We start from the raw sequence: 23,951 nt of genomic DNA on the forward strand, positions 1-23,951 counted from the left end.
TCAAGCCTGCTGGATCCGGGACGGACCGAACCAGCGCTCCAGTGCCATGGGCAGATCGTGGTGGCTGCCCGGCGCGGCCCAGGCCACGTGCCCGTCCGGACGGACCAGCACCGCCGACGTGCCCGAGAGCGGACCGCCGGCCAGGACGCCGTGGGGCTCCGCGGTCACGATGTCCACCCGGTCCGACCACCCGGCCGCACGGTCGCGGAGGACAGCGTTGTCCTCCAGGTCGAGCAGCACGCCCCGCCCCGCGCGCAGCAGTTCGGTGCTGCTGGTCTTGCGCCGGTCACCGACCAGCTCCAGGTGCGGCATCCGCAGACCCAGCAGCGGGTGGCGGCCCGGGCCGACGTCGTAGCGGATCTCCAGACCGCTCACCATGCCGGCGAGGTGGCGGCTGACCTCCTCGTACCGGATCAGCTCCGCCAGCACGTCGCGCAGCGGCTGGACCTCGTCGCCGCTGAGGAAGAGCAGGCCCTGCGCCCTGGTGTTCATCATCAGCCGCTCGCCCACCGCGTGCCGTTCGCCGTGGTAGGTGTCCAGCAGCTCCTCGGGCGCGGTGCCGCGGACCACGGCGGCCAGCTTCCAGCCGAGGTTCAGGGCGTCCTGGATGCCGGTGTTCATGCCCTGGCCGCCGGCCGGCAGATGGATGTGCGCGGCGTCCCCGGCCAGCAGCACCCGGCCCCGCCGGTACTCGGTGGCGAGCCGTGTCGCGTCGCCGAACGCGCTGACCCACTCGTGCTCGGCGTGCGAGATGTCGATGCCGGTGATCCGCTGCCAGGCCGCGGCCACCTCCGCGTACGAGGGCGGCTCGGTGCGCCGGCGCGGCGGCGTGCCGCGTTCGCAGACGATGATGCGGGTGACGCCGCGGTCGCCGAGCGGGCCGCACATGACCATGCCGCCGCTGTACGTCTCGCCGATCAGCCGCGGTTTCAGGTCGACGCCCTTGATGTCCGCCAGGTACATCTCCATGGTCGCCGCGGTGCCCGGGAAGTCGAAGCCGGAGGCCTTGCGTACGGTGCTGCGGCCGCCGTCGCAGCCCACGAGGTAGGAGGCCGTCAGCCGGCTCTCCTCGCCCTCGGGGCCGCGCACCTCGGCCTCGACGTGGTCGCCGTGGTCGCGCAGGGTGATCAGGTCGTGGCCGCGTCGGATGTCGACGCCCAGCTCGCGCACCCAGCCTTCGAGCATCGTCTCGGTGTCCGACTGCGGCACGGTCTTGGCCGCCTGGTGGATGCTGTCGAGGATGCCGAAGTCCACCGGCAGCCCGCCGAAGTGGCCGGCGTTGCTGGTGCCCATGTCGCCGAAGCGGTGGAGCAGCCCGCGCTGGTCGAAGACCTCCATCGTCCGCGTGGTGAAGCCCAGCCCGCGGGACTCGCCGGTGCGCTCGCGGAGCCGGTCCAGCACGATGACGTCGACTCCCGCAAGCCGTAGCTCCCCGGCGAGCATGAGTCCGGTGGGACCTGCGCCGGCGACGATGACGGAAGCGTCCATGGATGTGTCCTCCGGGGCGTCGGAATGGTCGGTACGACGAAGCGGCGCACCGGAATGGGACATCGGTGCGCCGCTTGATGCTTTTCTGCAGTGACGTTCGTGCCGGATGAATCGACACAGTGCTGCGGAAGCTAATGAAGAGCTTCTTCGGAATCCCGGCGGATGTCAATACCCATATTCCAGTTCAACGACATGCTTGAGTCAGAGCTTTGTTAAATCGAATTCCCGGGGGGCAACGAAAAAAGGCTCCACCAGGGGCGGTTCGCCCTGGTGGAGCCGTTGATCGCGGAGGCCGTCGCCGGCGTCTGTCAGGCGCGGGCGCCGAACGACGTGTGGACGTCTTGCTCGTGGTAGAAGGTGCGGCCGTTGACGGCGCGGCGGCGCCACTGGTGCTCGCTGGCCCGGCGGTAGACGCTGCCCGGTGCGACGCCCCACAGCGCGGCGATGTCCCGGGCGGTCATCCAGCGCACCGCGGGCTCCGTGCGCTCCGCGCCGAGCCCGCCGCCCCGCCGCATCCACTCCTGCCCGGACCAGTGGTGCGCGGGCTCCGTGTCGCAGCCGACCTCGACCGCGGCGGCGGCGCCGCCCGGCCGGACCTCCGCGGTGAGCGTGCCCCCGCAGTCCGGCACCACGCAGTCGCCGACCGGGACCCGGCGCCGCGGCGCCGGGTCGATGACCTGACGGGCCCGGCGTACACACCGTGCCACCTCGTCGGACAGCTCACCGGCGGCCCGGTGCGCGTGCAGCCATGCGGAGTGCCGCAGCAGGAAGTCGGCGATCTGGGCCGGGGTGTCCTGCGGGGCGCCGACGCCCCGCTCCTCGACCACCAGCGCAGCCCAGGACCGCAGGATCCCGGTGATCCCCGAACGGGCCTCGGCGGCCGCCGTGTTGAACGGCAGTCCGGGCACGGAGCCGCCGCCGGACGTGCGGTCGCGCGGCCGGTCGACGCCGGTGAGCAGCTGTCCGCACTCGTCGTGCAGGCGCGGCAGCCGCCGCAGGTCGTGGGTGAGCCGGAGCCGGCAGTTCGGGCAGAGCCGGCTGCCGGCGACGGCCAGCTCCGGGGCGCGGCCGGCGGCGACGCTGCGCAGGCACGCGGCGCCCTCGCACTCCGTCGGTTCCGTGGTCGTCGTGCGGACGGTATCTGTAGTGTCCTTGAATCCGTGAGTCATTTCCCCCACCGCTTCGAAGTGCGGCGAATCTATTTCTCGGATTCACGGACCGGCAAGCGAAGACCCGCTACATGTATTTTCTCTGTAGCGGGCCTTCGGTTTTTCGAACCGACCTGTCCTGGCGATGTCCTCAGATCGAGAGGCGCGCCGCGATGCCGTCGAGGACGGAGTCCAGACCGGACTCGAACTGCCACTGCTGGTCGTCCTTGCGCCGGGCCTCGGTGATGTAGCGCGCGTACATCGGGAACCGGCCGGTGGTCATGAGCCAGGCCATCTGCGAGGCCAGTCCGGCGCGGGCCTCCTTGCGGGTGGACCAGCCGCGGACGCGCAGCATCTGCGTCAGCCCGATCTCCGAGTCCACCGCGCCGTGCACGTAGGAGGTGAGGGTGTTGTAGACCGCCATCGCGTTGTCCGCGTCGAGCCCGAGGCCGTCGAGCGCGGCCAGCACGGCCTCGGTCACGGCCAGCTGGTTCGGGGTCGGCGCGCACCACGTCGCCCGCGTCACCCACGAGTGCCGCAGCAGGACCTCCCTTATCCGCAGGGCGACGGACCGCAGGGTCGTGCGCCAGCCCTCCTTGCCGTCGGGCAGCTCCAGCTCCGCGTACACGAAGTCGACCATCAGCTCCAGGAGCTCGTCCTTGCCGGTGACGTAGCGGTACGCGGCCATGGGGGCGACGCCGAGTTCGGTGGCCAGGCGGCGCATGGTGACCGCGTCGAGCCCCTCCGCGTCGGCGATGCCGACGGCGGTCCTGGCGATCCGCAGGGGGGTCAGGGTGGTGCGAGGGACGGGCGCCGGCCGTTCGAGGCGCTCCCACACGGAGACGTGGTCCTTGTCCTCGCTCGCTGCTTGTCTCTCCCGGGCGGTCATCGCTTCGGTTCCTTCCGACGAACAGTGCTGTGTACACCGTATCAGGAGTGGACAACGTACACACGGGTGTGTACGTTGTACGAGAAAGATACGGCGTACACACCACCGAGGAGCACTCCATGGCCGACGTGACTGACGACACTATCCGCACCGCGGTGATCATCGGCAGCACCCGGGATGGACGGTTCGGTCCGGTCGTCGCGGACTGGATCGCCGGACACATCGCCCAGCGCGAGGACATGGAGGCCGACCTGATCGACCTCGTGGAGACGCCTCTGCCCACCGTCTTCCCGGCGTTCGGGCAGACCCCCGCCGACGAGGTCGTGGCCCAGCTCGGCGCGGTGACGCCGCGGCTGGCCGACGCCGACGCCTTCGTGATCGTCACGCCCGAGTACAACCACAGCTTCCCCGCACCGCTGAAGAACGCCATCGACTGGCACAACGAGCAGTGGCACGCCAAGCCGGTCGGCTTCGTCTCCTACGGCGGACTCGCCGGCGGCCTGCGCGCCGTCGAACAGCTCCGTGTCGTGCTCGCGGAGCTGCACGCGGTCACGATCCGCAACACCGTCAGCTTCCACAACTACGGCGAGGTCTTCGGCGCCGACGGCAGGCCGACCGACCCCGGGTGCGACGTCGCGGCCAAGGCCATGCTCGACCAGCTCACCTGGTGGGGACAGGCCCTGCGCGAGGCCAGGCGCGCGCGCCCGTATGCCGTCTGACATCCCTCCACTCGTGCCCTGGGGGCTGCGATGAACGACCCCGCAACCGACACTCCCGCGCCCGACCGGCCCGGCCTGCCCCGGCTGGGTGTCTTCGGACTGATGCTCAGCATCTTCCTGGCGACGCTGGACGGACAGCTCGTCAGCACGGCGCTCCCCACCATCGTGGGCGACCTCGGCGGCCTCGACCACTTCTCGTGGGCGGTGACGGCGTACCTGCTCACCATGGCCGCGTCCACTCCCGTCTGGGGCAAACTCGGGGACCTGTACGGCCGCAAGGGCGCCTGCCTGAGTTCCGTGACGCTCTTCCTGGTCGGGACGGTGCTCTGCGGCCTGGCGCAGAGCATGGGGCAGCTCATCGCCTTCCGCGGCCTCCAGGGCCTCGGTGCGGGCGGCCTGATGGTCGGCGCGCTCTCGGTCATCGGGGTGGTGGTGCCCGCGCAGGACCGCGGCCGCATCCAGTCGATGGTGGGCGTCATGATGCCGGTCGCCTTCGTCGGCGGCCCCCTGCTCGGCGGGTTCATCACCGACTACATGAGCTGGCGCTGGGCCTTCTACGTCAACGTGCCCATCGGCCTGGTCGCGCTGCTGGCGATCACCAAGGGCGTACGGCTGCCCGCCGGCCGCGTCACGGGGCGGATCGACTGGCTCGGCACGGCCCTGCTCACCACCGGCATCCTCGCCCTCACCCTGCTGGCCGGCTGGGCCGGCACCACCTACGCCTGGACGTCCTGGCAGATCGCCGGACTCGCCGTGCTCGTCGTCCTCGCCCTGGCCTGGTTCGTACGCGTCGAACTGCGCGCCGCCGAACCGATCACACCGCCCCGGCTCTTCGCCCGCCGGGACTTCACCCTCGCCCAGATCCTCAGCTTCCTGGTCGGCGCCGTACTCTTCTCCGTCGTCAACTACCTCCCGCAGTACATGCAGTTCGTCCAGGGGGCGTCGTCCACGGCCAGCGGCCTGCTCATCCTGCCGCTGATGCTCGGCATGCTGACGGCCCAGCTGGCCACCGGGCGGCTGATGGACCGCGGCGGTCTCGACCGCGTCGTGGCGCTCACCGGCGGCGCCGTCGCCCTCGCCGGGTCGCTGCTGCTCCTGCTGCTCGGCACGGACACCCCGCTCGCCGCGGCCTCCGCGTTCACCCTGGTGGTCGGGGTGGGAATCGGCGCCCTGATCCAGAGCACCATGGTGGCCACCATGAACAACGCGGACCCGCGGGACATGGGCGCGGCCACGGGCACGGTCACCCTGGTGCGCACCATCGGCGGCTCCCTCGGGGTCGCCCTGCTGGGCGCCCTGCAGAGCAGCCGCATGACCGAGGTGCTGACCGAACGGCTGGGCTCCGCCGCGCAGCAGCGGCTCACCGCGGGCGGCGCACTGACCCCGGCCCAGCTGAAGGACATGTCGACCGCCATGCGCGACGCGGTCCGGGAAGCCGTCAGCAGCGGTCTGCACGGCGTCCTGCTGGGCGCGGCCGTCCTGTCCGCGACCGCGTTCGGCACGGCGTGGTTCGTCCGCGCCGCGCCGCCCCTGGTCCCGGCTGCCGCGGGGCCGCCGGCCGCCGGGGCCGGAGCCGGAGCCGGGAAGGACCCCGCCCGCACCCCCTCGGGGGACTGAGCGCGGCCCCGCGCCGCCACCCGTCCCCGTACCCACCCAAAAGCAGCCGGCCGCACGGACGAATCCCCCGTCGCCGCGCGGCCGGCCCCTATCGAAGGCGAACACCGATGCCCAAGTACTCCGTCGAACGTGCCCGGGACGTCCTGGACCGTCCGTTCTCCCTGGGAGGCCTCACCCTGCCCAACCGCGTCGTGATGGCCCCGATGACGCGCGAGTTCTCCCCCGGCGGAGTGCCGGGCGACGACGTGGCGCAGTACTACGCCCGGCGGGCGGCCGCCGGGGTCGGTCTGATCATCACCGAGGGCACCTACGTCGGCCACGACTCGGCGGGCAGCAGCGCCCGCGTCCCCCACTTCTACGGCGACGAGGCGCTCGCCGGCTGGGCGGCCGTGGCCGAGGCCGTCCACCAGGCGGGCGGCCGGATCATGCCGCAGCTGTGGCACGTCGGCATGGACCGCGCGGCGGGCGCTCCGCCGGTCCCCGACGCCCCGCGGATCGGCCCCTCGGGCATCGCCCTGGACGGCACGAAGTCGGGCAAGGAGATGACCCAGGCGGACATCGACAACGTGGTCGCCGCCTACGCCACGTCCGCGGCGTCCGCCGAGTCGCTGGGCTTCGACGGCATCGAGATCCACGGTGGCCACGGCTATCTCGTCGACCAGTTCCTGTGGGCGTTCACCAACCGGCGCACCGACGCCTACGGCGGTGACATCGTCGGCCGCACCCGTTTCGCCGCCCAGATCGTGGCCGCCTGCCGGGAGAGCGTCTCCGACGACTTCCCGATCTCCTTCCGGTTCTCCCAGTGGAAGATGAACCACTACCAGGCGCGGGTCGCCGAGACGCCGCAGGAACTGCAGACCATGCTCGGTCTCCTGGCCGACGCGGGCGCCGACGCCTTCCACTGCTCCACCCGGCGGTTCCACCTCCCCGAGTTCGAGGGGTCCGACCTCAACCTCGCGGGCTGGGCCAAGAAGCTCTCCGGCAAACCCGCCATCAGCGTCGGCTCGGTCGGCCTCAGCAACGAGTTCCTCGAGGTGTTCCAGGGCGCCCAGGCCACGGTCACGGACATCGGCGAGCTGCTCGACCGCATGGAGCGCGAGGAGTTCGACCTCGTGGCGGTCGGCCGGGCCCTGCTCGGGGACCCCGAATGGCTGCGGAAGGTCCTCGCCGGACGCGTCGACGAACTCACCCCCTTCCACCGGGGCCTGGTCGGCAGCCTCCACTGAGCCGTACGGCCACCTGCCCGACCGCAGGCCGATGATCCCGTCGCTCCGGAGCGCGCCTCCGGAGCGACGGCCGTGCGGGCGGCGCGGGCGTGAACGCGCGTCCGGTACCGCCGCGGCCGTCCGCCCGCTTGCCCGTCCGCAGAATCGGAGGATCCAGGTTGAACCCACGCTTGCTCGTTCTGACGTCCGCGACGTTCGCCGTCGGCACAGACGGTTTCCTCATCGCGGGGATCCTGCCCGACATCGCCCACTCCCTCGACGTCTCGGTCTCCGTCGCCGGGCAGTTGGTGACCTTCTTCGCGCTCGCCTACGCGCTGTTCTCGCCCGTGCTGGCCGCGGCCACGGCCTCCTGGCCGCGACGCCGGCTGCTGGTGACGGCGCTGCTGGTCTTCACCGTGGGCAACGTGATCGTCGCCGTCTCTCCCGACTACGGCGTCGCCATGGCCGGCCGGCTGGTGGCCGCCGCCGGGGCCGCCGTGGTGACGCCGGCCGCCACTGTCGTGGCGACCGGCCTCGTCCCGCCGGAACAGCGCGGCAGGGCGCTGGCCCTGGTCGTGGCCGGGCTGAGCGCGGCGACCGCGCTCGGCGCTCCGCTGGGCACCGCGCTCGGCGGCGCGGGCCACTGGCGGCTCTCCCTCTGGGGAGTGGCGGCCCTGGGCGTCGTCGCCGCCCTCGGTGTCGCGACCCTGCTCCCGGAGACGCCCCGGCCGCCGGCCGTCGGCCTGCGCCAACGGCTCGCGCCCCTGCGTGACATCCGGATCGCCACGGTGCTGTCGACGACCCTGCTCACCCTGACCGGCCTGTACACCGTCTACACGTACATCAGCCTCTCCTTCGACCGGGCGACGGACGGCAGCGGCAACCGCCTCGCCCTCCTGCTCTTCGTCTTCGGCCTCGCGGCCACGGCCGGCAACCTGACCGCCGGCAGCCTGACCGACCGGTTCGGCACCCGCCGGGTGCTCACCGTCGCCCTGCTGGCCTGCGTCGTCGACTTCGCGCTGATGCCCTGGAGCGGGTCCGCCCTGCCGAGTGCGCTGCTCGCCGTCGTGGTGTGGGGCGTGTGCGGCTTCGGAGTGCTCGTCCCGCAACAGCACCGGCTGATCTCCGTGTCCGGCCCGGGAGCTCCGCTGTCGGTCGCGCTCAACGCGACCGCGACCTACCTCGGGGTCGGCCTGTCCGGCGTCATCGGCGCGGCGGGTCTCCACCTCGTGGGCGCCCATCGGCTCGGTCTGATCAGCGTGGTGTTCCTCGCCCTGGGGCTGTGCAGCGCCGAGCTGGCGCACCGGGTCATCCGGCACCGGGAGGAGTCCGCGACGGCCCCGGCCGACGGTGCCGTGCGTCTTCCCGACTCCCCGAGCGGGACGGCCCGTTGACCGCTGCCACATGCCACAGCAATTTCTCCATGCTCCCATAGAAAATCGTGCCCAGGTCTTGCTACGGTGGTGGGAAGCTCCGGTTACGGGACCGGTTTGAATCTCCCTGCTCCTGCGAGAGTTCTCCGGTCGAGCGGCCACCGGGTCAATGAGGCCCGGTCAACCGACCCGCCCCGGACGGAGCCGTTCTCCGGTGTTGTCCGGCGATCGCCATCCCATCCTGATTCGGTGGTCTGCCATACACGCCGTACAAGGCTGCACGGTTTCTGGGGCGTCGTCTGATCGGGCGCCCCGCTGGTCAGCAAAGGGGGAATGTTGATCGCCCTGCTCTCTGAAACCTGGCATGAACTGACCGACGACAGGGGGGAGTCCGGACAGGAGTGGAGACGCATCAGCTCACTCATCGGTGAAAGTGGCGCCAATTGGGTCGAAGACCCCGTGCGCCACATCGAGGAACTCACCGACCGGGAATTCGACGTGTTCATCCTCCTGGGCCGGGGCCTGTCCAACCACGGGATATCGGCGGCCCTCCACGTCACCGAGCGCACGGTGAAGTCGCACGTCACGCACATCCTGGCCAAGCTGCAACTGGACTCGCGGCTGCAGGCCGGCCTGGTGGCCCAGGCCTACACGCACCTGGTCGCGCTCAGCTCCCAATAGTGCATCTGTCAACTGTACTTTCGTCCGGTGCGCTGCCCGCCGGTCCGATGGTTGACTCCTGCTCCATATACACGCTCCTCAAGTCTCGTATCTCGCAACAGCATTTACGGTTCAAGCCAGTGGAGTGAAAACGGGGATGACGGCAGAGGAATCGGCAGTTCTCTTTCCAGGACAGGGCGGATTCAGCGGCGCGGCGCTCAGTGCCGCCAGGATGAAGTATCAGCAAGTCGACGAGACTTTCAAGGCCGTTGACGCGGTGGCGGAGGAAATATTCGGGAGTGCGGTTTCCGCCGTACTGTTCGACGGCCCTCCGCTCACCGTGGACGACCTGCTCCAGCAAGCCGGCTGGGTGTCGCAACTCGCCATTTACGGCAGCGATGTGGCTGCCTGGCGCATTCTGCAGGAAAATGGCCTGCGACCGCGGCTCTTCGTGGGCCACAGCATGGGCGAAATACCGGCGCTCGTCGCCGGCGGGGCGCTCTCCGTGGAGGACGGCGCGCGTGTCGTCGCCGAGCGGCTGCGCGTCCTGGAGGAGGCGGACCTGCCGGCGGGCCGGATGGCGGCACTCACGCTGGACCGGCAGCGGACCCGGCGGCTGCTCGACCTCCTCGACGACCCGGCCCTGGTGGTGGCCGCCGAGAACCACGACCGGCAGACGGTCATCAGCGGACCCGAGCCCTCCGTGCGCGCCGCGCTGCGGGTGGCCCGCGAACTGCATGCCGGGGGCCTCCTGCTGGCCTCGCCGTTCGCGTTCCACAACCCCGCGCTGCAGCCGGTGCGGGCGCCGTTCGCCGCCCGGATCGGCGGCCTGCTCCGGCAGGCTCCGCGCACGGCCGTGTACTCGCCGATCCTGCGCCGGACCTACCGGGCGGACGACGACCTGCCGGCACTGCTCGCCGAACACCTGGTCCGGCCGGTCGACTTCCGCGGGACGGTGCGCGCTCTCTACGACGGCGGCGTCACCACGTTCGTCGAGGCGGGCGGGCTCGGCTCCCTCGGCCGGTGCGTCGAGCGGGTCCTGGCCGGCGCCGGCGACCTCACGGTCCGGTCGACCTTCACGCTGGAGGCGGACGGACGACTCGGCGTGGAGCAGGCCGTGACCGGCCTCTCCGGTGCCGCACCGGAACCCTTCGAGCAGTTCTGGGCCGCCTTCGGCACGCGGCTCGTCGCACGCGTCCGGACCGAGCTGGCTGGCGCCACCGCCGCACCCGCGGGCCCGGCGGAGCCGGCGACGGCCGCGGCTCCGGCTCCGGCTCCGGTTCCCGCGTCCGCGACGCCGTCGGCGCCCGCCGCGCCCGCCCCCGTCGGGGCGCCCGACCGGGAGGAGCTCTTCGCCGAACTCCGTTCGCTGTACGCGGAGGCGCTGGAGTACCCCGAGGAGGTCTTCACCGAAGAGGTCCTGCTGGAGGCCGAACTCGGCATCGACTCCGTCAAGCAGGTGGAGCTGCTGACCCGGGTGACCGGCCGCTACGGCCTGCCGCCCAGCGACATCCGCATCTCCGACCACGACACCGTCGGCAAGGTGGTCGACCTGCTGCACGCCCACCTGGTGAGCCGCGACGTGTCCGTCGCCGCCGCCTGAGCGGCACACCCCGACCGGAGCAGCGGCGACCCGCCCGCTCCGGTCCCGGACCGCGCGACAAGGAGCAATCTCGCGATGCAGCAGCAGCTCAGCGGCAGGCTCGCCCTGGTCACCGGGGGAGCCAGGAACATCGGCCGGAGCGTGGCCAGGGCGCTTGCCGAGCGTGGCGCCCACGTCCTGGTGAACTACTTCCACTCGCACGAGGAGGCCCTGCGCACCCGCGCGGAGCTGACGGCGCTCGGCGCCCGGGTCGACCTGATCAGGGCCTCCGTGGCCCGGCAGGACCAGGTCGACCGGATGTTCTCCGAGATCGGGGAACGCTTCGGCCATCTCGACATCCTGGTGAACAGCGCCGCGAACGGCGCGCTGCTCCCGCTCGACCGGATCACCGAGGCCGACCTCGACAAGGCCCTCGACACCAACTACAAGGGCAGCCTGCGCTGCGCCCGGGCCGCGGCCCCGCTGATGGCACGCCGGGGCGGCGGCTCGATCGTCCAGATGTCGGCCCTCGGCAGCTCCCAGATGGTGATGGCGAACTATCTGGCCTGTGCGCCGGCCAAGGCCGCCGTCGAGACCCTCACCCGCTATCTGGCCGTGGAGTTCGCCCCGCTCGGCATCAGGGTGAACACCGCGTCCGCGGCCATGCTGGTCAGCGAGGTCGCGGACGCGTTCCCGGACGCCGAGGCCATGCAGGAGGTCATCCGGGACGCCACCCCGCTCGGCCGGCTCGGCACGCCGGAGGAGTTCGCCGCCCTCGTGGCCTTCCTGGCCTCCGACGACTCCCGCTGGATCACCGGCCAGACGATCCTGGCGGACGGCGGCCTGTCCCTGGGGGCGGCACTGCTGTCGCCGCCACGCGCGGACCGGGGCGCTCCCGCCGCCGGGGAACACACCCCGGACGACGGCGCCCCGGACGAGGCCGCCGCGGCGGAACCCGCACTGAACGGCGGCACCGTTTCCGGCGAGGGCGCGGCCGACGGCAGCGCTGTGGCCGACGGCAGCGCTGTGGCCGAGGGCAGCACTGTGGCCGAGGGCAGCGCCGTGGCCGAGGGCAGTGCCGCAGACGACGACAGCGCCGTGGCCGACGGCAGTGCCGCGGACGACGACAGCGCCGTGGCCGACGGCAGTGCCGCGGACGACGACAACGCCGCTGCCGACGACACTGCCGCGGCCGACGACACTGCCGTCGACGGCATCGCCATCGTCGGCATGGGGCTGGCCGTCGCCGGCGCCAACAGCCCGGAGGAGTTCTGGGAGCTGCGCACCACCGGGGCCGAACTGTTCGTCCCCGTTCCCGAGGACCGCTGGCAGCGCTCGACCTTCCACTCGGCCGACCTCTCGGCGCCCGACAAGTCGTACCAGGACACCTGTGTCTTCATCACCGACTTCCACCCGGTCGCCGCGGCGGCCGGGACGATGGACGAGGCCGACGGCACGGACCACGAACTGACGACCACCTGGCTGCGCCACAGCCTGGTGCAGGCGCTGGAGGGGGTACGGCGCGCCCCGTCCGCCCGCCATTCCTTCCTGGTGGGCTACACCCCCGACGGCAGCCAGCACCTGGAGGAGGCCGGCGTCCTCGCGGGCATGGACGCACGGGCCCGGCGGACGGCCGGCTCGCTCGACCTCACCGCACCCCAGCGCGACCGTCTCCTCGACGCGGTCCAGGACGCCCTGACCCGGCGGTACCGGCGCGGCGCACGGGCGCCGGAGCGGTTCCTCCCGCACCGGGTGGGACAGCTCGCGATGGCGGGGGTCCTGCCGGCCGACACCGAAGTGCAGATGATCGACACCGCCTGCTCGTCGTCGCTCTACGCCATCGACATCGGCGCCAAGGGCCTGCTGAGCGGCAAACACGACATCGCCGTGTGCGGCGGCGCGTTCGCCCTGGCCCCGCGCGGCACCGTGCTGTTCTCCAAACTGCAGGGCCTGTCCCGGCGCGGCGCGGTCCACTCGCTCGACGCGGACGCGGACGGCGTGATCTTCGCCGACGGCGCGGGCGTCGTCGTCATGAAGCGGCTCAGCGACGCACGGCGCGACGGGGACCGGATCCTCGGTGTGCTCACGTCCGTCGGAGCCTCCTCCGACGGCCGGGGCAAGGCGGTCTACGCACCGAACTCGGCCGGTCAGGACCTGGCGGTCCGCGCCGCCTTCACCGACGGCGCCTCGCCCGACGACGTCGACTGGATCATCGCCCACGCCACGGGCACCCCGGCCGGAGACCTCGCCGAGTTCACCACACTCCGTGCGCACTTCGGCCGGACGAAACCGGCGTACGTCACGTCCAACAAGTCGCTCATCGGGCACACCGGATGGGCGGCGGGCGTCGTGTCGGTCATCGAGGCGCTGCTGGCCATGGAGCACGGGACCATCCCGAAGCAGTTCCGGTTCAACCGCGCTCCCGAGTCGTTCGGCCTGGACGACAGCCTGCTGGAGATCCCGACCGAGAACGTCCCCTGGACCGCGTCGGCGGGCGGGCCCCGCACCGTCGCGGTGTCCGGCTTCGGCTTCGGCGGCACGAACGCGCACGTGCTCCTGCGCGAACACCGCGCGGATGAGCCCCCTGCACCGGAACGCCGGCCGCGCGCCGGCCGCCCCGCCCCACCCGGCGCCGCCGCTGCCGCCGGTGCCGCCGGTGGCGAGGAGCGGGTGGTGGTCGTCGGATGGTCCGCGCATGTCCCGGGTCTCGACCGCGAGGGCGTCGTGGAGTGGATCGGCGGACGCGGCGCCGGTCCGGCCGACAGTTTCGGCTCCTCGTACCCTGCGCCGCCGCTGCACAGGGTCCGGCTGCCCCCGGCGACGGTGCGCACCATCGACCGCAGCCAGTTGATGATCCTGGAGTGCGCCCACGACCTGCGCGGCAGGCTCACCGGGTTCTGGGACGCCACCACGGGGTCGACCGGCGTGTTCGTGGGCAACATGGGCCCCACCAGGGCGGCCATGCTGTTCGCCAACCGCTGCTTCCTCGACGACGTCGGGGCGGCGCTCACCGAGGACCCGGCCACGGCGTCCCTGCCCGGACTGGCCGAACTGCTGAGCGGGCTGCGCGCGCTGGTGCGGGAGGAGATCCCGGCGTCCAACGAGGACTCGTTCCCCGGCATGATGCCCAACGTCATCTCCGCCCGGGTCGCCAACCACTTCGACCTCAAGGGCCCCAACATCACCCTCGACTCCGGGTACGCCTCAAGCCTGACCGCCATCGAGACGGCCGCGCGCTATCTGCGGGCCGGACAGCTGGACTTCGCCCTCGCGGGCGGCATCAACGGCAACAGCCTGCCGGAGTACGCGACGCTGCTGGCCGGGCTTCCGGAGGGCGTCGCGGACGGGCGACTCGCCGAGGGCGCCTTCATGTTCGCCCTCACCACCGAGGCCACAGCCGTCGCCGCGGGGCTGCCGGTCCTCGGCCACGTGGCGGATCTGACGGTCGGCGGCACCCCGTCCGGCGGTCGCCGCATCGACCTCCTGCCGGCGCGGCCGGACGAGGTCTCCACCGCCCCCTACCTCGGCGCCGCCGGCGCCCTGGCCGTCCTGCGGGGACTGCTCGGCCCGTCCGGCTCGGTGGACGTCACCTGCCCGGGCCGGACCGAGCAGAGCACCGTCCGTCTCACCCTCGGCATCCCCGGCGCCGCGGCCGAGGCGCCGCCGGACCGGCTCCACCCGGCGACCACCGGCCCCCGGCACCCCGCACTACCGCCCGCCGCCGGTCCGCGACCGGCCCCGCGCCGCCCGCGGGCCCCGCTGCTCCCGCTGCCCGCCCGGTTCGCCGGCGCCGACCGGCTGGCCACGGGCGAGAGCCTGATGACCGCGCGTCATGTGTCGGTGCTCGCCGAACTCGCGGCCGGACCCGAGCCGCACGAGCGGGTCGCGTTCCTGCCGCCCGGCGTCGTGGTGCTCACCGACATGCCCGACCTGTGGGCCTCCCTGCGCCATCTGCCGGCCGACGCGACCGTGCTGTGCACGGCGCCGGTCAGCGTGACCCGGCCCGGCTGGCGCCATCTGCCCGAGGCCACCCCGGAGGCGGTCCGCGCGGCCCTGGCCGACCACGGTCCCGTGCGGCATCTGCGGGTCGTCGCCGACCTCACCCGCTCGGCGCCGCTGCCCGACGGCCCCCAGGCCGGCCCGCCCGCCTCCCGCGACGGCCTGGCCCCCTCCCTGACCGCCCTGCACGACGCGACGTTCCTCGTGCTGCAGACCGCCCACGCGGACCTGGCCGCCGAAGGTTCGTCGTTCCTGACCCTGCTCCTGGGGGCCGTCACGGAGCGGATCCCGCACCCCTGCACCGGCCTGTTCTCCGGGCTGGTCAAGTGCGCGGCCCTGGAACTGCCCGACACCCTCACGTTCCTCCTGGCCACCGATGTACGGGAACCGCGCAAGGGAGCCCTGCTCGCGGAGCGGGAGACCCGGGCCGTACGCCCCTTCCCGGTGGTCTTCCACGAGGACGGCCGGCGCCACGCCCCCGTGCTCACGGCGGAGCACGCCCTCTCCGGCGCCGGAGAGGGAAGCGCCGCGGGCCGCCTCGGCCCCGACTCCGTGGTGGTCGCGGTCGGCGGCGCCCGGGGCATCACCGCGGAGGCCGTCACGGCCCTGGCCGAGCACTTCCGCCCGCGGATCTACCTGCTGGGGAGCAACCCCCTGGACGGGTATCCCGAGGCTGTCTTCGAGGGGGACGACGAGACCTTCGCCGCCACCCGGCGGTCCTACCTCCGCGAGAACCTGGCGGGAGGCGGCCGGACGGTCGCGGACGTCAACCGCGCCTTCGACCGGTTGCTGGACGCCCGCGCGGCCCGCCGCACCATCCGGCGCATGGAGGAGTTCTGCGGGGCCGGCCGGGTGACCTATCTGACGTGCGACGTCCGGGACGGGACGGCGGTCGCCCGGGCCGTCGACCGGATCCTGGCGGAGCAGCCGGCGGTGGACCTGCTCGTCAACGCCGCCGGACGCAACAAATCCGCCCTGATCAAGGACAAGGAGTTCGCCGAGTTCAGGGCCATCCGCGACCTGAAGGCCCTCGCCTACCGCAACCTCAAGCGCGCGTTCGCCGGCCGGCCCCCGGCGACATGGTGCAACTTCGGTTCCCTGCTCGGCCACTTCGGCCAGCTCGGCGAGCCCGACTACGCCTCGGGCAACGACTACCTGGCCGCGGCCGCGGTCGACGCCGCCGCGCACGGGGCCGACGAGTTCACCGTCGGCTGGACGCTCTGGGACGGCGTGGGCATGGGAGCCGACGAACTGACCAAGGCCTACTTCAAGCGCGCCGGCTCCTACAGCCACATGCCGGTGCGCGAAGGCGTGCACCACTTCCTCCAGGAACTCCACGCCGGACGCCGTACGGCGTCGGTGGTGCACATCGGGGCGGCGGAACGGGAGACGATCGAGGGTTTCTACCCCGGGTATCTGGACCGCCGGGGGTTCGGTGCGACTCCGTCCGGTGCGACTGCGTCCGCCGCGACCGTGCCGAAGGGGCCCGTGCCGAAGGGGCCCGTGCCGAAGGGGCCCGTGCCGGAAAGGCCCGTGCCGGAGGGCGTCGGCAAGGGCACGTTCTACCTGCGCGAGACGCTGTCCTCGGACGCCGACTCGGCGGTCTTCGCCTGTGCCTTCGACCTGCGCACCGACGGCTACCTCGCGCACCACACCGTCCGCGGCGTGCCGACCCTGCCGGGCACGTTCGTCGTGGAGATCGCCGTGGAGGCGGCGTGCCACCTGGTGCCCGGCCGGAGGGCCGTCGCCCTGGAGGACCTCCGGTTCGAACACTTCCTGCGCGTCCACGACGCCGTCCGGTCCACCCCCGAACCCAGGAAGATCACCGCCCGGGTGCTGGAACGCGGCGACGAAGTCACCGTGGTCGAGGTGTCCGTGACCGGCGACGTACGGGCGCCCGGCGGCGTCCTGCTGGTGAAGGACAGGGTGCACTTCACCGCGCGGGTGCTGCTGCGCGGCGAACTGCCCGAGGCCCCGGGCTGGCAGCACTGGGACGACGGCGACGACGTCCCGGTCCCCGACCCCTACCATGCCCCGGCGTCGCCGGTGTCCCTGACGGGCCCCTTCGCTTCCACCACGCGGACCCGGCTGCACCGCCTGGGCAAACACTCCCTCTACCGGGCCGACGTAGCCGCCGGCGATCCCGCCTTCTCCCGGTTCGCCACCCCCGCGATCCTGCTCGACGGTCTGGCCCGCACCGGTGTCCTGCACCTGGAGGACGGCCGGCTCGTGCCGGTCGCCGCACCCCTGTCCATCCGCCGGGTGGATCTGTACGAGGAAGCCAACGACATCGAACTGACCAGGCGGTACGGCCGGCTCCACCTCTACGCCACGCCCACCGGCTTCGACATGACCGGACACGCACCCGACAACCGGTTCCTCGCCGTCACCCCCGGGGGCCGGGTCGTCGCCCAGATGAAGGACGTCTCCGCCACCGTCGTCGGCTACCTGGACGCGGTCTCCGGGCGCCTGTACTCCCCGGACAGGCAACCGCTGCCCGGCCCTGTCGACACCGAGACCCCGAGGAAGGCCGGATGATGGAGCAGCGGACGACGACCGAGGAAGCGGTCGGGGAGCAGCGGCACGTGCGGGCGGAGCAGGCCCCCGGGCCGGTCGGCAGTGTGCTGTTCGGCGCGCTCAGCAGCTTCAAGAAGGACACCCTCCGTCTGCTGACGGAGCTTCAGCGCCAGTACGGCGGCGTGGCCCGGATGAAGATGGGCCCCTACCTCGTCCATCAGGTGACCGACCCCGAGGCCGTCAAGCAGGTCCTCCAGGACAACGCGCGCAACTACGTGCGCGGCAGGTTCTACCGGGGCTTCAACCTGTTCTTCGGCCGCGGGATGCTCACCACGGACGGCGCGGAGTGGCGGACCCGTCGTGCGGTCAGCCGGCCCTTCTTCCACCGGGCAGGGCTGCGCGCGCGGTCCGGCACCGTCACCGACACGGTGGAGGAGTTGCTGGCGCGCTGGGAGCCCAGCGCCCGCTCGGGCGACCCGGTCGACATCACCGACGACATGATGTGGCTGGCGATGGGTGTGCTGGGCCGCATGCTGTTCGGCGTGGACCTGCGCCGGTACGCCGACCGGTTGCTGCCCGCGGTCCGCTTCTCGCTGAAGGCCATGATCCTCACCGGCGAGGTCAAGCAGATGCTGCCCCGCTGGGTGCCCACCGCCTACCAGCGCCGCCTCAAAGGGCACCAGCAGGTCCTCAACGACGTCATGGACGAGATCATCGACCTGCACCGGCGCGGCGAGGGCAGCCCCGACAGCGTGGTCTCCGCGCTCCTGAAGGCGACGCACGAGGTCACCGGCGAACCGTTCAGCCGGCGGCAGATACGGGCCGAGCTCAAGACGCTGTTCCTCGCCGGCCACGAGACCACCGGCTGCGCCCTCACCTGGACGCTGTACGCGGTCGCCCAGCACGAGGACGTGCGGCGCAGGCTCGACGCCGAGCTGACCGAGGTGCTCGGCGGCCGGGTGCCCACCGCCGAGGACCTGGACGACCTGCCGTACCTGCGGGCGGTCGTCGACGAGTCGCTGCGCCTGTACCCGCCCATCTGGCTGTTTCCGCGGGACGCGGTCGCCGACGACCGGCTCGGCGGTTACCGCATCCCGGCCGGCAGCACGGTGATCGTCCCGGTGTACGCGGCCCACCACAACCCGGCCGTGTGGGACAACCCCGAGGCGTTCGACCCGGCACGATTCTGCCCTGCCCACGCCGCCCGCCCCGCGGACGGCGGACACGGGCGGAGCCCGGACGGAGGTACGTCCAGGCAGCGTGACCGCTACGACTACTTCCCCTTCGGCGGCGGCGCCCGCAAGTGCATCGGAATGGACCTGGCCCTGCTGGAACTGCGCCTCGCCGTCGCCATGGTGGTGCAGCGCTACCGGCTCCAGCTGGTCGCGGGCCGCCCGGTCAGCCCCGCGGCGCTGGTCTCGCTCCGGCCGCAGCCCGGTGTCCTCATGCACATCAGGCCGGCCGAGCCGAAGGATCCCGCGGCATGAGCACCGCCTCCCGGCCGGTCTCCGCGCCGCCCGGCCTCCCGGTGCCGGCCGTGGTCCCGGCGCCGGCCGTGGCCCCGGTGGCGGACGTGGCCCCGGTGACGACAGTGGCCCCGGTGACGGCAGTGGCCCCGGTGGCGGCCGTGGCTCCGGTGCGCCGCGTCCGGTGGCGGACCGTCACCGCGCCCGGTCCGCCGCCCTGTCCGGCGCCGGCCCTGCGCGGGGCCAAGGTGCTCGTCTTCGGCGGCACGCCCCGGCTGGCCCGCGCCGTCCGCGACGCCCTCAGGGCCGCGGGCGCCGAGGCCCACGCCGACGACTCGGGGCGGTGGCCGGTACCCGGCGAGGCGCCCGACGGGCTGGTGGACCTGGGGCACGCCGACCCCTTCGTACCGGGGGAGCACCACGGCTACCGCCGGTCGCTGCTGCGCTCGGTGACCGCGCTGCGGGCCTGCTACCCGCACTGGCGGCGAGAACCGGACGCGCACCGGCTCTTCTACGTCGCCGTCACCTACCTCGGCGGTGCCATGGGATACGACGCTCCCGGCGACGCCGGAACGGCCGGGCAGCCGCTCGGCGGCATCTGGGCCGGCCTGGCCAAGACCGTGCACCGGGAGATCGCCAACTGCAACACCCGGGTCGTCGACACCGACCCCGCCGACCTGGCGGAGCTGCCGCGCCGGATCACCCATGAGCTGTACCGCTGGGGCCTGTTCGAGGTCGGCTACCGTGCGGGGCGCCGCCGCACCCTGGAGGCGGCCCCGGAGGACGCCGGCCCGCCGGGACCGCCGCTGGACACCGGGGACCTGGTACTGCTCTCGGGCGGCGGACGCGGCATCGGCTGGCGGCTCGCCCGGACGCTCGCGGCCCGCCACGGCTGCCGGGTGGTCGTCACCGGGCGCAGCCCGCTGCCCGGCCCGGACGACCCGTGCCGAGTGCTCGACGACGAGCAGTTCAAGGCCTACGAGCAGAGCCTGTGGGCACAGCGGCGGCAGGGCCGCGGGCTGGCCGCCGTCCGCGCCGCCGTCGACTCCGCCCGGCGCGACCGGGAACTGGTCCGGCATCTGGACCAGGCCCGGCGGGCCGGCCTGCGCATCTCCTACACGGTGTGCGACGTCACGGACCGCGACCAGACCGCGGCCCTGGTCGCCCGGTACGGGCAGGCGATCACCGCCGTGGTGCACAACGCGGGCGTCGACACGCCCGCGCGGCTGCCCAAGAAGTCGGACGACGAGTTCCTGAGCACGGTCGCGACCAAGGTGGACGGATTCGTCAACCTCTTCTGCGCGGTCCGCGAACTGCCCCTCAAGTTCTTCTGCAACGTCGGCTCCCTCACCGGACGGCTCGGCGGCATGGTCGGCCAGCTCGACTACGCCGCCGCGAACGACGGACTGGCCCGCCTCGGCCTCTGGGCCCAGGCGCGGGTCGCGTTCCCCGTCATGACACTGTGCTGGCCCACCTGGGACCGGCTCGGCATGGTCGCCAACTTCGAGGCCACCCTGCGCTACATGGCCGCGCTCGACGTGGCAGAGGGGCTCGACCTGTGGACGCGGGAACTGACGGCCGCCTCGCGCGGCGAGATCACCTACATCGGCCCGCTGGGCCGCGCGCTCGGGCCGCTCCAGAGCCGCGGATACCGGGTGAGCGCGGCCCTGCCGGGCCACCGGGACCTGCTGTCGGCCGTGTTCCACCTGGGCGACCTGCGTACCCACCTGCCGCATACGGCACAGGAAGCCCTGTTCGCCCTGGACAGCGCGCACGCCCCCGTCCTGAACGACGTGCTGGTCGGCGGGGAGCCCTCGCTGCCGGTGTCCCTGCTGCTGGAGAACGCGGTACGAGGCGCCGCCTGGGTGCAGCCGGAGGACTACACCCCGCTGGCCCTGCAGAGCCTGCGGGACGTGTACGTCGCCCTCCCGGAACTGCGCCTGAGGCACGGCCGCATCGCCCTTCGACGGTCGGTCACCGCGGGCTACGCCGACGGCCGCTGGACCGCCCACGTCCGCTTTCACCACGCCGACACCGGCCACGAGGCCGCCCGGCTGTGCCTGGTCTACCGGCGCGCGGATGCTCCGGGCGAGCCGCACGCCGACGACACCGACAACACCGCCGCCGAAGCCGCCACTGCCGAAGCCACCGAAGCCGCCACCGCCGAAGCCACCGAGGCCGGCACCGACGCCGCCCGCCGCCCCCCGCACCCCGGCACGGCCGGGCTTCCCCTGCGCTGGTCGGGTCTGGTCCTGCGGGGCGCCCGCTGGCGCGCCGGGCCGGGGGACACGTACACGGCCGAGGTCCGCGAGACGCCGGCCGCCGATCTGTGGGTGCTGCCCAGCTGGCCGGTCAGCACGTTCCCGCTGACCGCCCTGGAGAACGTCTTCCGCCGCACCGCGGAGCACGCCCCGGGCGCCGCGCTCACGGTCCGGCACGTCGAAGTCCGGGGCGGGATCCCCGCACCGGCGGCCCCGGGCGCCGCGCTCCTCGTCCGGGGAAGCCCGGGCGCCGGGCGCTGGACGGTGTCCGCGGCCGACGGCGACAACCGCGCACTCCGTCTTTCCGGCGTCACCTACCGAGGAGATCAGCGATGACGCAGCCACAGCCGACCGCCCCCGAGGTGTCGCTGTCAGGTGTGTACCTGCCCGAGTTCATCGACGACCCGTATCCGCTCTACCGGCGGGCCCGGGAGACCGCCCCCGTGCTCTGGGACCCGCAGATGGGCGACGCCGGGGCCTGGATGGTGACCGGCTACGAGACGGCTCTCACCGCGCTGCGCGACCCGCGGTTCTCCGCCCGCCGCCCCCAGTGGGACCCGGCGACCGCCCCCGAGCGCACCGCGTCGCCCCTGCGTGCCCTGCACACCCAGGTGTTCGTCAGCGACGCGCCGGACCACCAGCGCATCCGCAAGGCGATGTCCCAGCCGTTCCTGCCGCGGGCCGTGGACGCGATGCGCGGGGACATCGAGCGGGCCGCGCACCGGCTGCTGGACGCCGTACTGCCGTGCGGGGAGATGGACTTCATGGCGGACTACGCCATGGCACTGCCGTCCGAGACGGTCTGCCAGGTCCTCGGCGTCCCCCGGGAGGACCGGGGCACGGTCTGGAAGTTCATCCTCAGCTGGGGACTGCTCGTGGACGAGGGGCCGCTCAGCAAGGAGCACCCGGAGTACCACCTGGCCGGGATCGGGAAGTACATGGACTACTTCCGCGGGCAGTTGGCCCTGCGCCGCACCCGGCGCACCGACGACCTGATGCAGACCGTGGCCGACGCCTGGGACGACGGCGGGTTCAGCAGCGAGGAGGAGCTGCTGGGCAACCTGATCTTCCTGCTGACGGCCGGCCAGACGACGACCGCCCACCAGATCGGGAACACCGTGCTGGCCCTGCTGGCCCAGCCGGAGGTGTACGGCAGGGTCGCCGCCGAACCGTCCCTCGTGCCCGAGGCCACGCCCGAGTTCATGCGGTACGACAGCTCGGTGCAGCTGACCAGACGACGCGCGACCGAGCCGGTGGAACTCGGCGGCCGGTTCATCGAGGCGGGCGAGGAGGTGTTCGTCTGGATCGGCGCCGCCCACCGCGACCCGGCGGTCTTCCCCGACCCCGACCGGATCGACCTGGACCGTCCGCGCACCCCGAACCTCGCGCTCGGCCACGGGGCCCACTACTGCCTGGGCGGCCGGCTCGGGCAGCTCGTCAACGAGATCGCCGTACGGACCTTCGTGGAGCGGGTGACCGGACCGGGCGTCGACCTCTCCGGTGTCCACCGGACCGTCACCCCCACCTTCCGCGGTCCCCACGTGATGCCGATGACCTTCGACGCCAAGGAGACACGATGACCACCGCCAGGCCGCCGCTGCCGGATTTCGCCGGCTTCACCACCCTCGACCGGGAGGTGTCGCTGGACCGGCTGCCGGTCACCGGGGCCCTCCCCGACTGGCTGACCGGAACCCTGCTGCGCAACGGGCCGGCCAAGTTCGAGGTCGGCGACTACCGGCTCACGCACTGGTTCAACGGCCTGGCGATGCTGCACGCGTTCTCCTTCGCCGACGGCCGGGTGAAGTACGCCAACAAGTTCCTGCGCACAACCGCGTACGACCTGGCCACCACCAAGGACCAGCTCTACGGAAAGCAGTTCGGCCACGACCCCTGCGAGCGGCTCTTCGGACGGCACTTCGCGGCCTACTCACCGAACGTCACGGACAACACCAATGTCAACGTGGCCCGGATGGCCGGGCGTTACTTCGCCTTCGCGGAACAGCCCCTGGCCAACGAGTTCGACCCGCAGACGCTGGACACCCTGGGCGAGGTGCCGTTCGAGGGCCAGCTCCAGGGCGAGACGTCCACGCCGCACCCGCACTACGACTTCGGCCGCCGGGCGCTGATCAACTACACCACGTCGATGGCGGACCGAGCGGCGTACCAGCTCTTCTACGTCCCGGACGGCGAACTGGTGCAGCGGCCGCTCGCCACCGTCGAGGTCGACGAACCGTGCTACATGCACAGCTTCGCCGCGACCGAGAACCACGTCGTCCTCGTGGAGTTCCCGGTCGTCATCGACGCCGAGCGTTTCCGGCAGGCGCGGAACCCGTTCCTGGCCACCTTCGAGTGGCAGCCCGAGCGGCCGGCCCGCTTCCTCGTGGTGGACAAGCGCGAGGGCCGGCTGGTCGCCACCTTCGAGAGCGAGGCGTTCTTCGCCTTCCATCACGTCAACGCCGTGGAGACGGGCGGGGATCTCCTGGTCGACATCGCGGCCACGCACCATCCCTACGAGACCGTGCTCGGCCTCGCACCGACGGAGGACCAGCTCGACCTCCAGGCGTACGGGTACCAACTGCGGCGCTACACACTGCCGTTGGCGCGCTCCGGCGGTTCGGTCGGGTGGGAGCCGCTCGCCGACGCCGGCGTGGAGATGCCGCGCATCAACTACCGGCAGCACAACGGCAGGGCGTACCGCTACGCCTACGGCCTCGGGCACTCCCCGCGCAGCCTGCGCGCGATGAACAGGCTGCTGAAGGTCGACGTGGTGGCGGGCACCCACCGGGCCTGGTACGAGAAGGGCTGCTTCCCGGGCGAGGGCGTCTTCGTGCCGCGCCCGGGGGCCACGCGGGAGGACGACGGCGTGGTGCTGTCGGGCGTGCTGGACGCCCGGAGCGGGCGGTCGTTCCTGTTGGTCCTCGACGGGCCGACGTTCGAGGAGCTGGCCCGGGCCGAGGTGCCGCACCACATTCCGAACGACTTCCACGGACAGTTCTTCCCGGACCTGCACCGCTGATCCGGGCCGGC

Annotated in this window: 14 protein-coding genes; 11 read left to right on the forward strand and 3 right to left on the reverse strand. The window is 72.6% G+C overall.

All coding sequences use genetic code 11. The annotated features are described in order from the left end of the window. The 3 genes from ACFZB3_RS40805 to ACFZB3_RS40815 all read right to left on the reverse strand — a co-directional run bounded on the left by ACFZB3_RS40805 (position 1) and on the right by ACFZB3_RS40815 (position 3,525). Entirely contained in the window at positions 1-1,488 is a 1,488-nt protein-coding gene (locus ACFZB3_RS40805; RefSeq protein ID WP_391386256.1) for an FAD-dependent monooxygenase, read from the reverse strand. Positions 1,489-1,796: 308 nt separating this feature from the next. Beyond that, on the reverse strand, positions 1,797-2,657 hold the full coding sequence (locus ACFZB3_RS40810; RefSeq protein ID WP_391386259.1) for a hypothetical protein: 861 nt from the start codon (positions 2,655-2,657) through the stop codon (positions 1,797-1,799). Positions 2,658-2,787: 130 nt separating this feature from the next. Then, positions 2,788-3,525, reverse strand: a complete 738-nt coding sequence (locus tag ACFZB3_RS40815) for a TetR/AcrR family transcriptional regulator C-terminal domain-containing protein (RefSeq protein ID WP_391386262.1) — start codon at positions 3,523-3,525, stop codon at positions 2,788-2,790. 119 nt (positions 3,526-3,644) lie between these two features. On the opposite strand from ACFZB3_RS40815, the gene ACFZB3_RS40820 reads away from it, so the two are divergent. From ACFZB3_RS40820 to ACFZB3_RS40870, 11 genes are all read left to right on the forward strand, one after another. Further along, positions 3,645-4,244, forward strand: coding sequence for an NAD(P)H-dependent oxidoreductase (locus ACFZB3_RS40820; RefSeq protein WP_391386265.1), 600 nt, complete (start codon positions 3,645-3,647; stop codon positions 4,242-4,244). Positions 4,245-4,274: 30 nt separating this feature from the next. Further along, positions 4,275-5,861, forward strand: coding sequence for a DHA2 family efflux MFS transporter permease subunit (locus ACFZB3_RS40825; protein WP_391386268.1), 1,587 nt, complete (start codon positions 4,275-4,277; stop codon positions 5,859-5,861). 107 nt (positions 5,862-5,968) lie between these two features. Next, positions 5,969-7,087 (forward strand): NADH:flavin oxidoreductase, encoded by a 1,119-nt coding sequence (locus ACFZB3_RS40830; protein WP_391386270.1) that lies wholly within the window; start codon positions 5,969-5,971, stop codon positions 7,085-7,087. Between the two features lie 170 nt (positions 7,088-7,257). Beyond that, positions 7,258-8,460, forward strand: a complete 1,203-nt coding sequence (locus ACFZB3_RS40835; protein ID WP_391386273.1) for an MFS transporter — start codon at positions 7,258-7,260, stop codon at positions 8,458-8,460. 438 nt (positions 8,461-8,898) lie between these two features. After that, positions 8,899-9,120, forward strand: a complete 222-nt coding sequence (locus tag ACFZB3_RS40840; protein ID WP_391386276.1) for a LuxR C-terminal-related transcriptional regulator — start codon at positions 8,899-8,901, stop codon at positions 9,118-9,120. Between the two features lie 136 nt (positions 9,121-9,256). Next, positions 9,257-10,702, forward strand: coding sequence for an acyltransferase domain-containing protein (locus ACFZB3_RS40845; RefSeq protein WP_391386279.1), 1,446 nt, complete (start codon positions 9,257-9,259; stop codon positions 10,700-10,702). A 75-nt stretch (positions 10,703-10,777) separates the two neighbouring features. Then, the gene (locus ACFZB3_RS40850; RefSeq protein ID WP_391386282.1) at positions 10,778-17,218 is read left to right on the forward strand and encodes an SDR family oxidoreductase; all 6,441 of its coding nucleotides are present in this window, start codon (positions 10,778-10,780) and stop codon (positions 17,216-17,218) included. Beyond that, positions 17,215-18,684 carry a cytochrome P450 gene (locus tag ACFZB3_RS40855; RefSeq protein ID WP_391386285.1) on the forward strand — a complete coding sequence of 490 codons (1,470 nt, stop codon included), beginning with the start codon at positions 17,215-17,217 and terminating at the stop codon, positions 18,682-18,684. Before ACFZB3_RS40850 ends, ACFZB3_RS40855 begins: the two co-directional genes overlap by 4 nt. Then, positions 18,681-21,260 (forward strand): SDR family NAD(P)-dependent oxidoreductase, encoded by a 2,580-nt coding sequence (locus ACFZB3_RS40860; RefSeq protein WP_391386288.1) that lies wholly within the window; start codon positions 18,681-18,683, stop codon positions 21,258-21,260. The genes ACFZB3_RS40855 and ACFZB3_RS40860 overlap by 4 nt, the downstream gene beginning before the upstream one ends. Further along, positions 21,257-22,504, forward strand: coding sequence for a cytochrome P450 (locus ACFZB3_RS40865; protein ID WP_391386290.1), 1,248 nt, complete (start codon positions 21,257-21,259; stop codon positions 22,502-22,504). Before ACFZB3_RS40860 ends, ACFZB3_RS40865 begins: the two co-directional genes overlap by 4 nt. Further along, a complete protein-coding gene (locus ACFZB3_RS40870) occupies positions 22,501-23,940 on the forward strand; it encodes a carotenoid oxygenase family protein (RefSeq protein WP_391386292.1) in 1,440 nt (479 codons plus the stop codon). The genes ACFZB3_RS40865 and ACFZB3_RS40870 overlap by 4 nt, the downstream gene beginning before the upstream one ends. Positions 23,941-23,951: the final 11 nt, after the last annotated feature.

This window comes from Streptomyces sp. NPDC008092, from assembly GCF_042957285.1.
Taxonomy (GTDB): domain Bacteria; phylum Actinomycetota; class Actinomycetes; order Streptomycetales; family Streptomycetaceae; genus Streptomyces.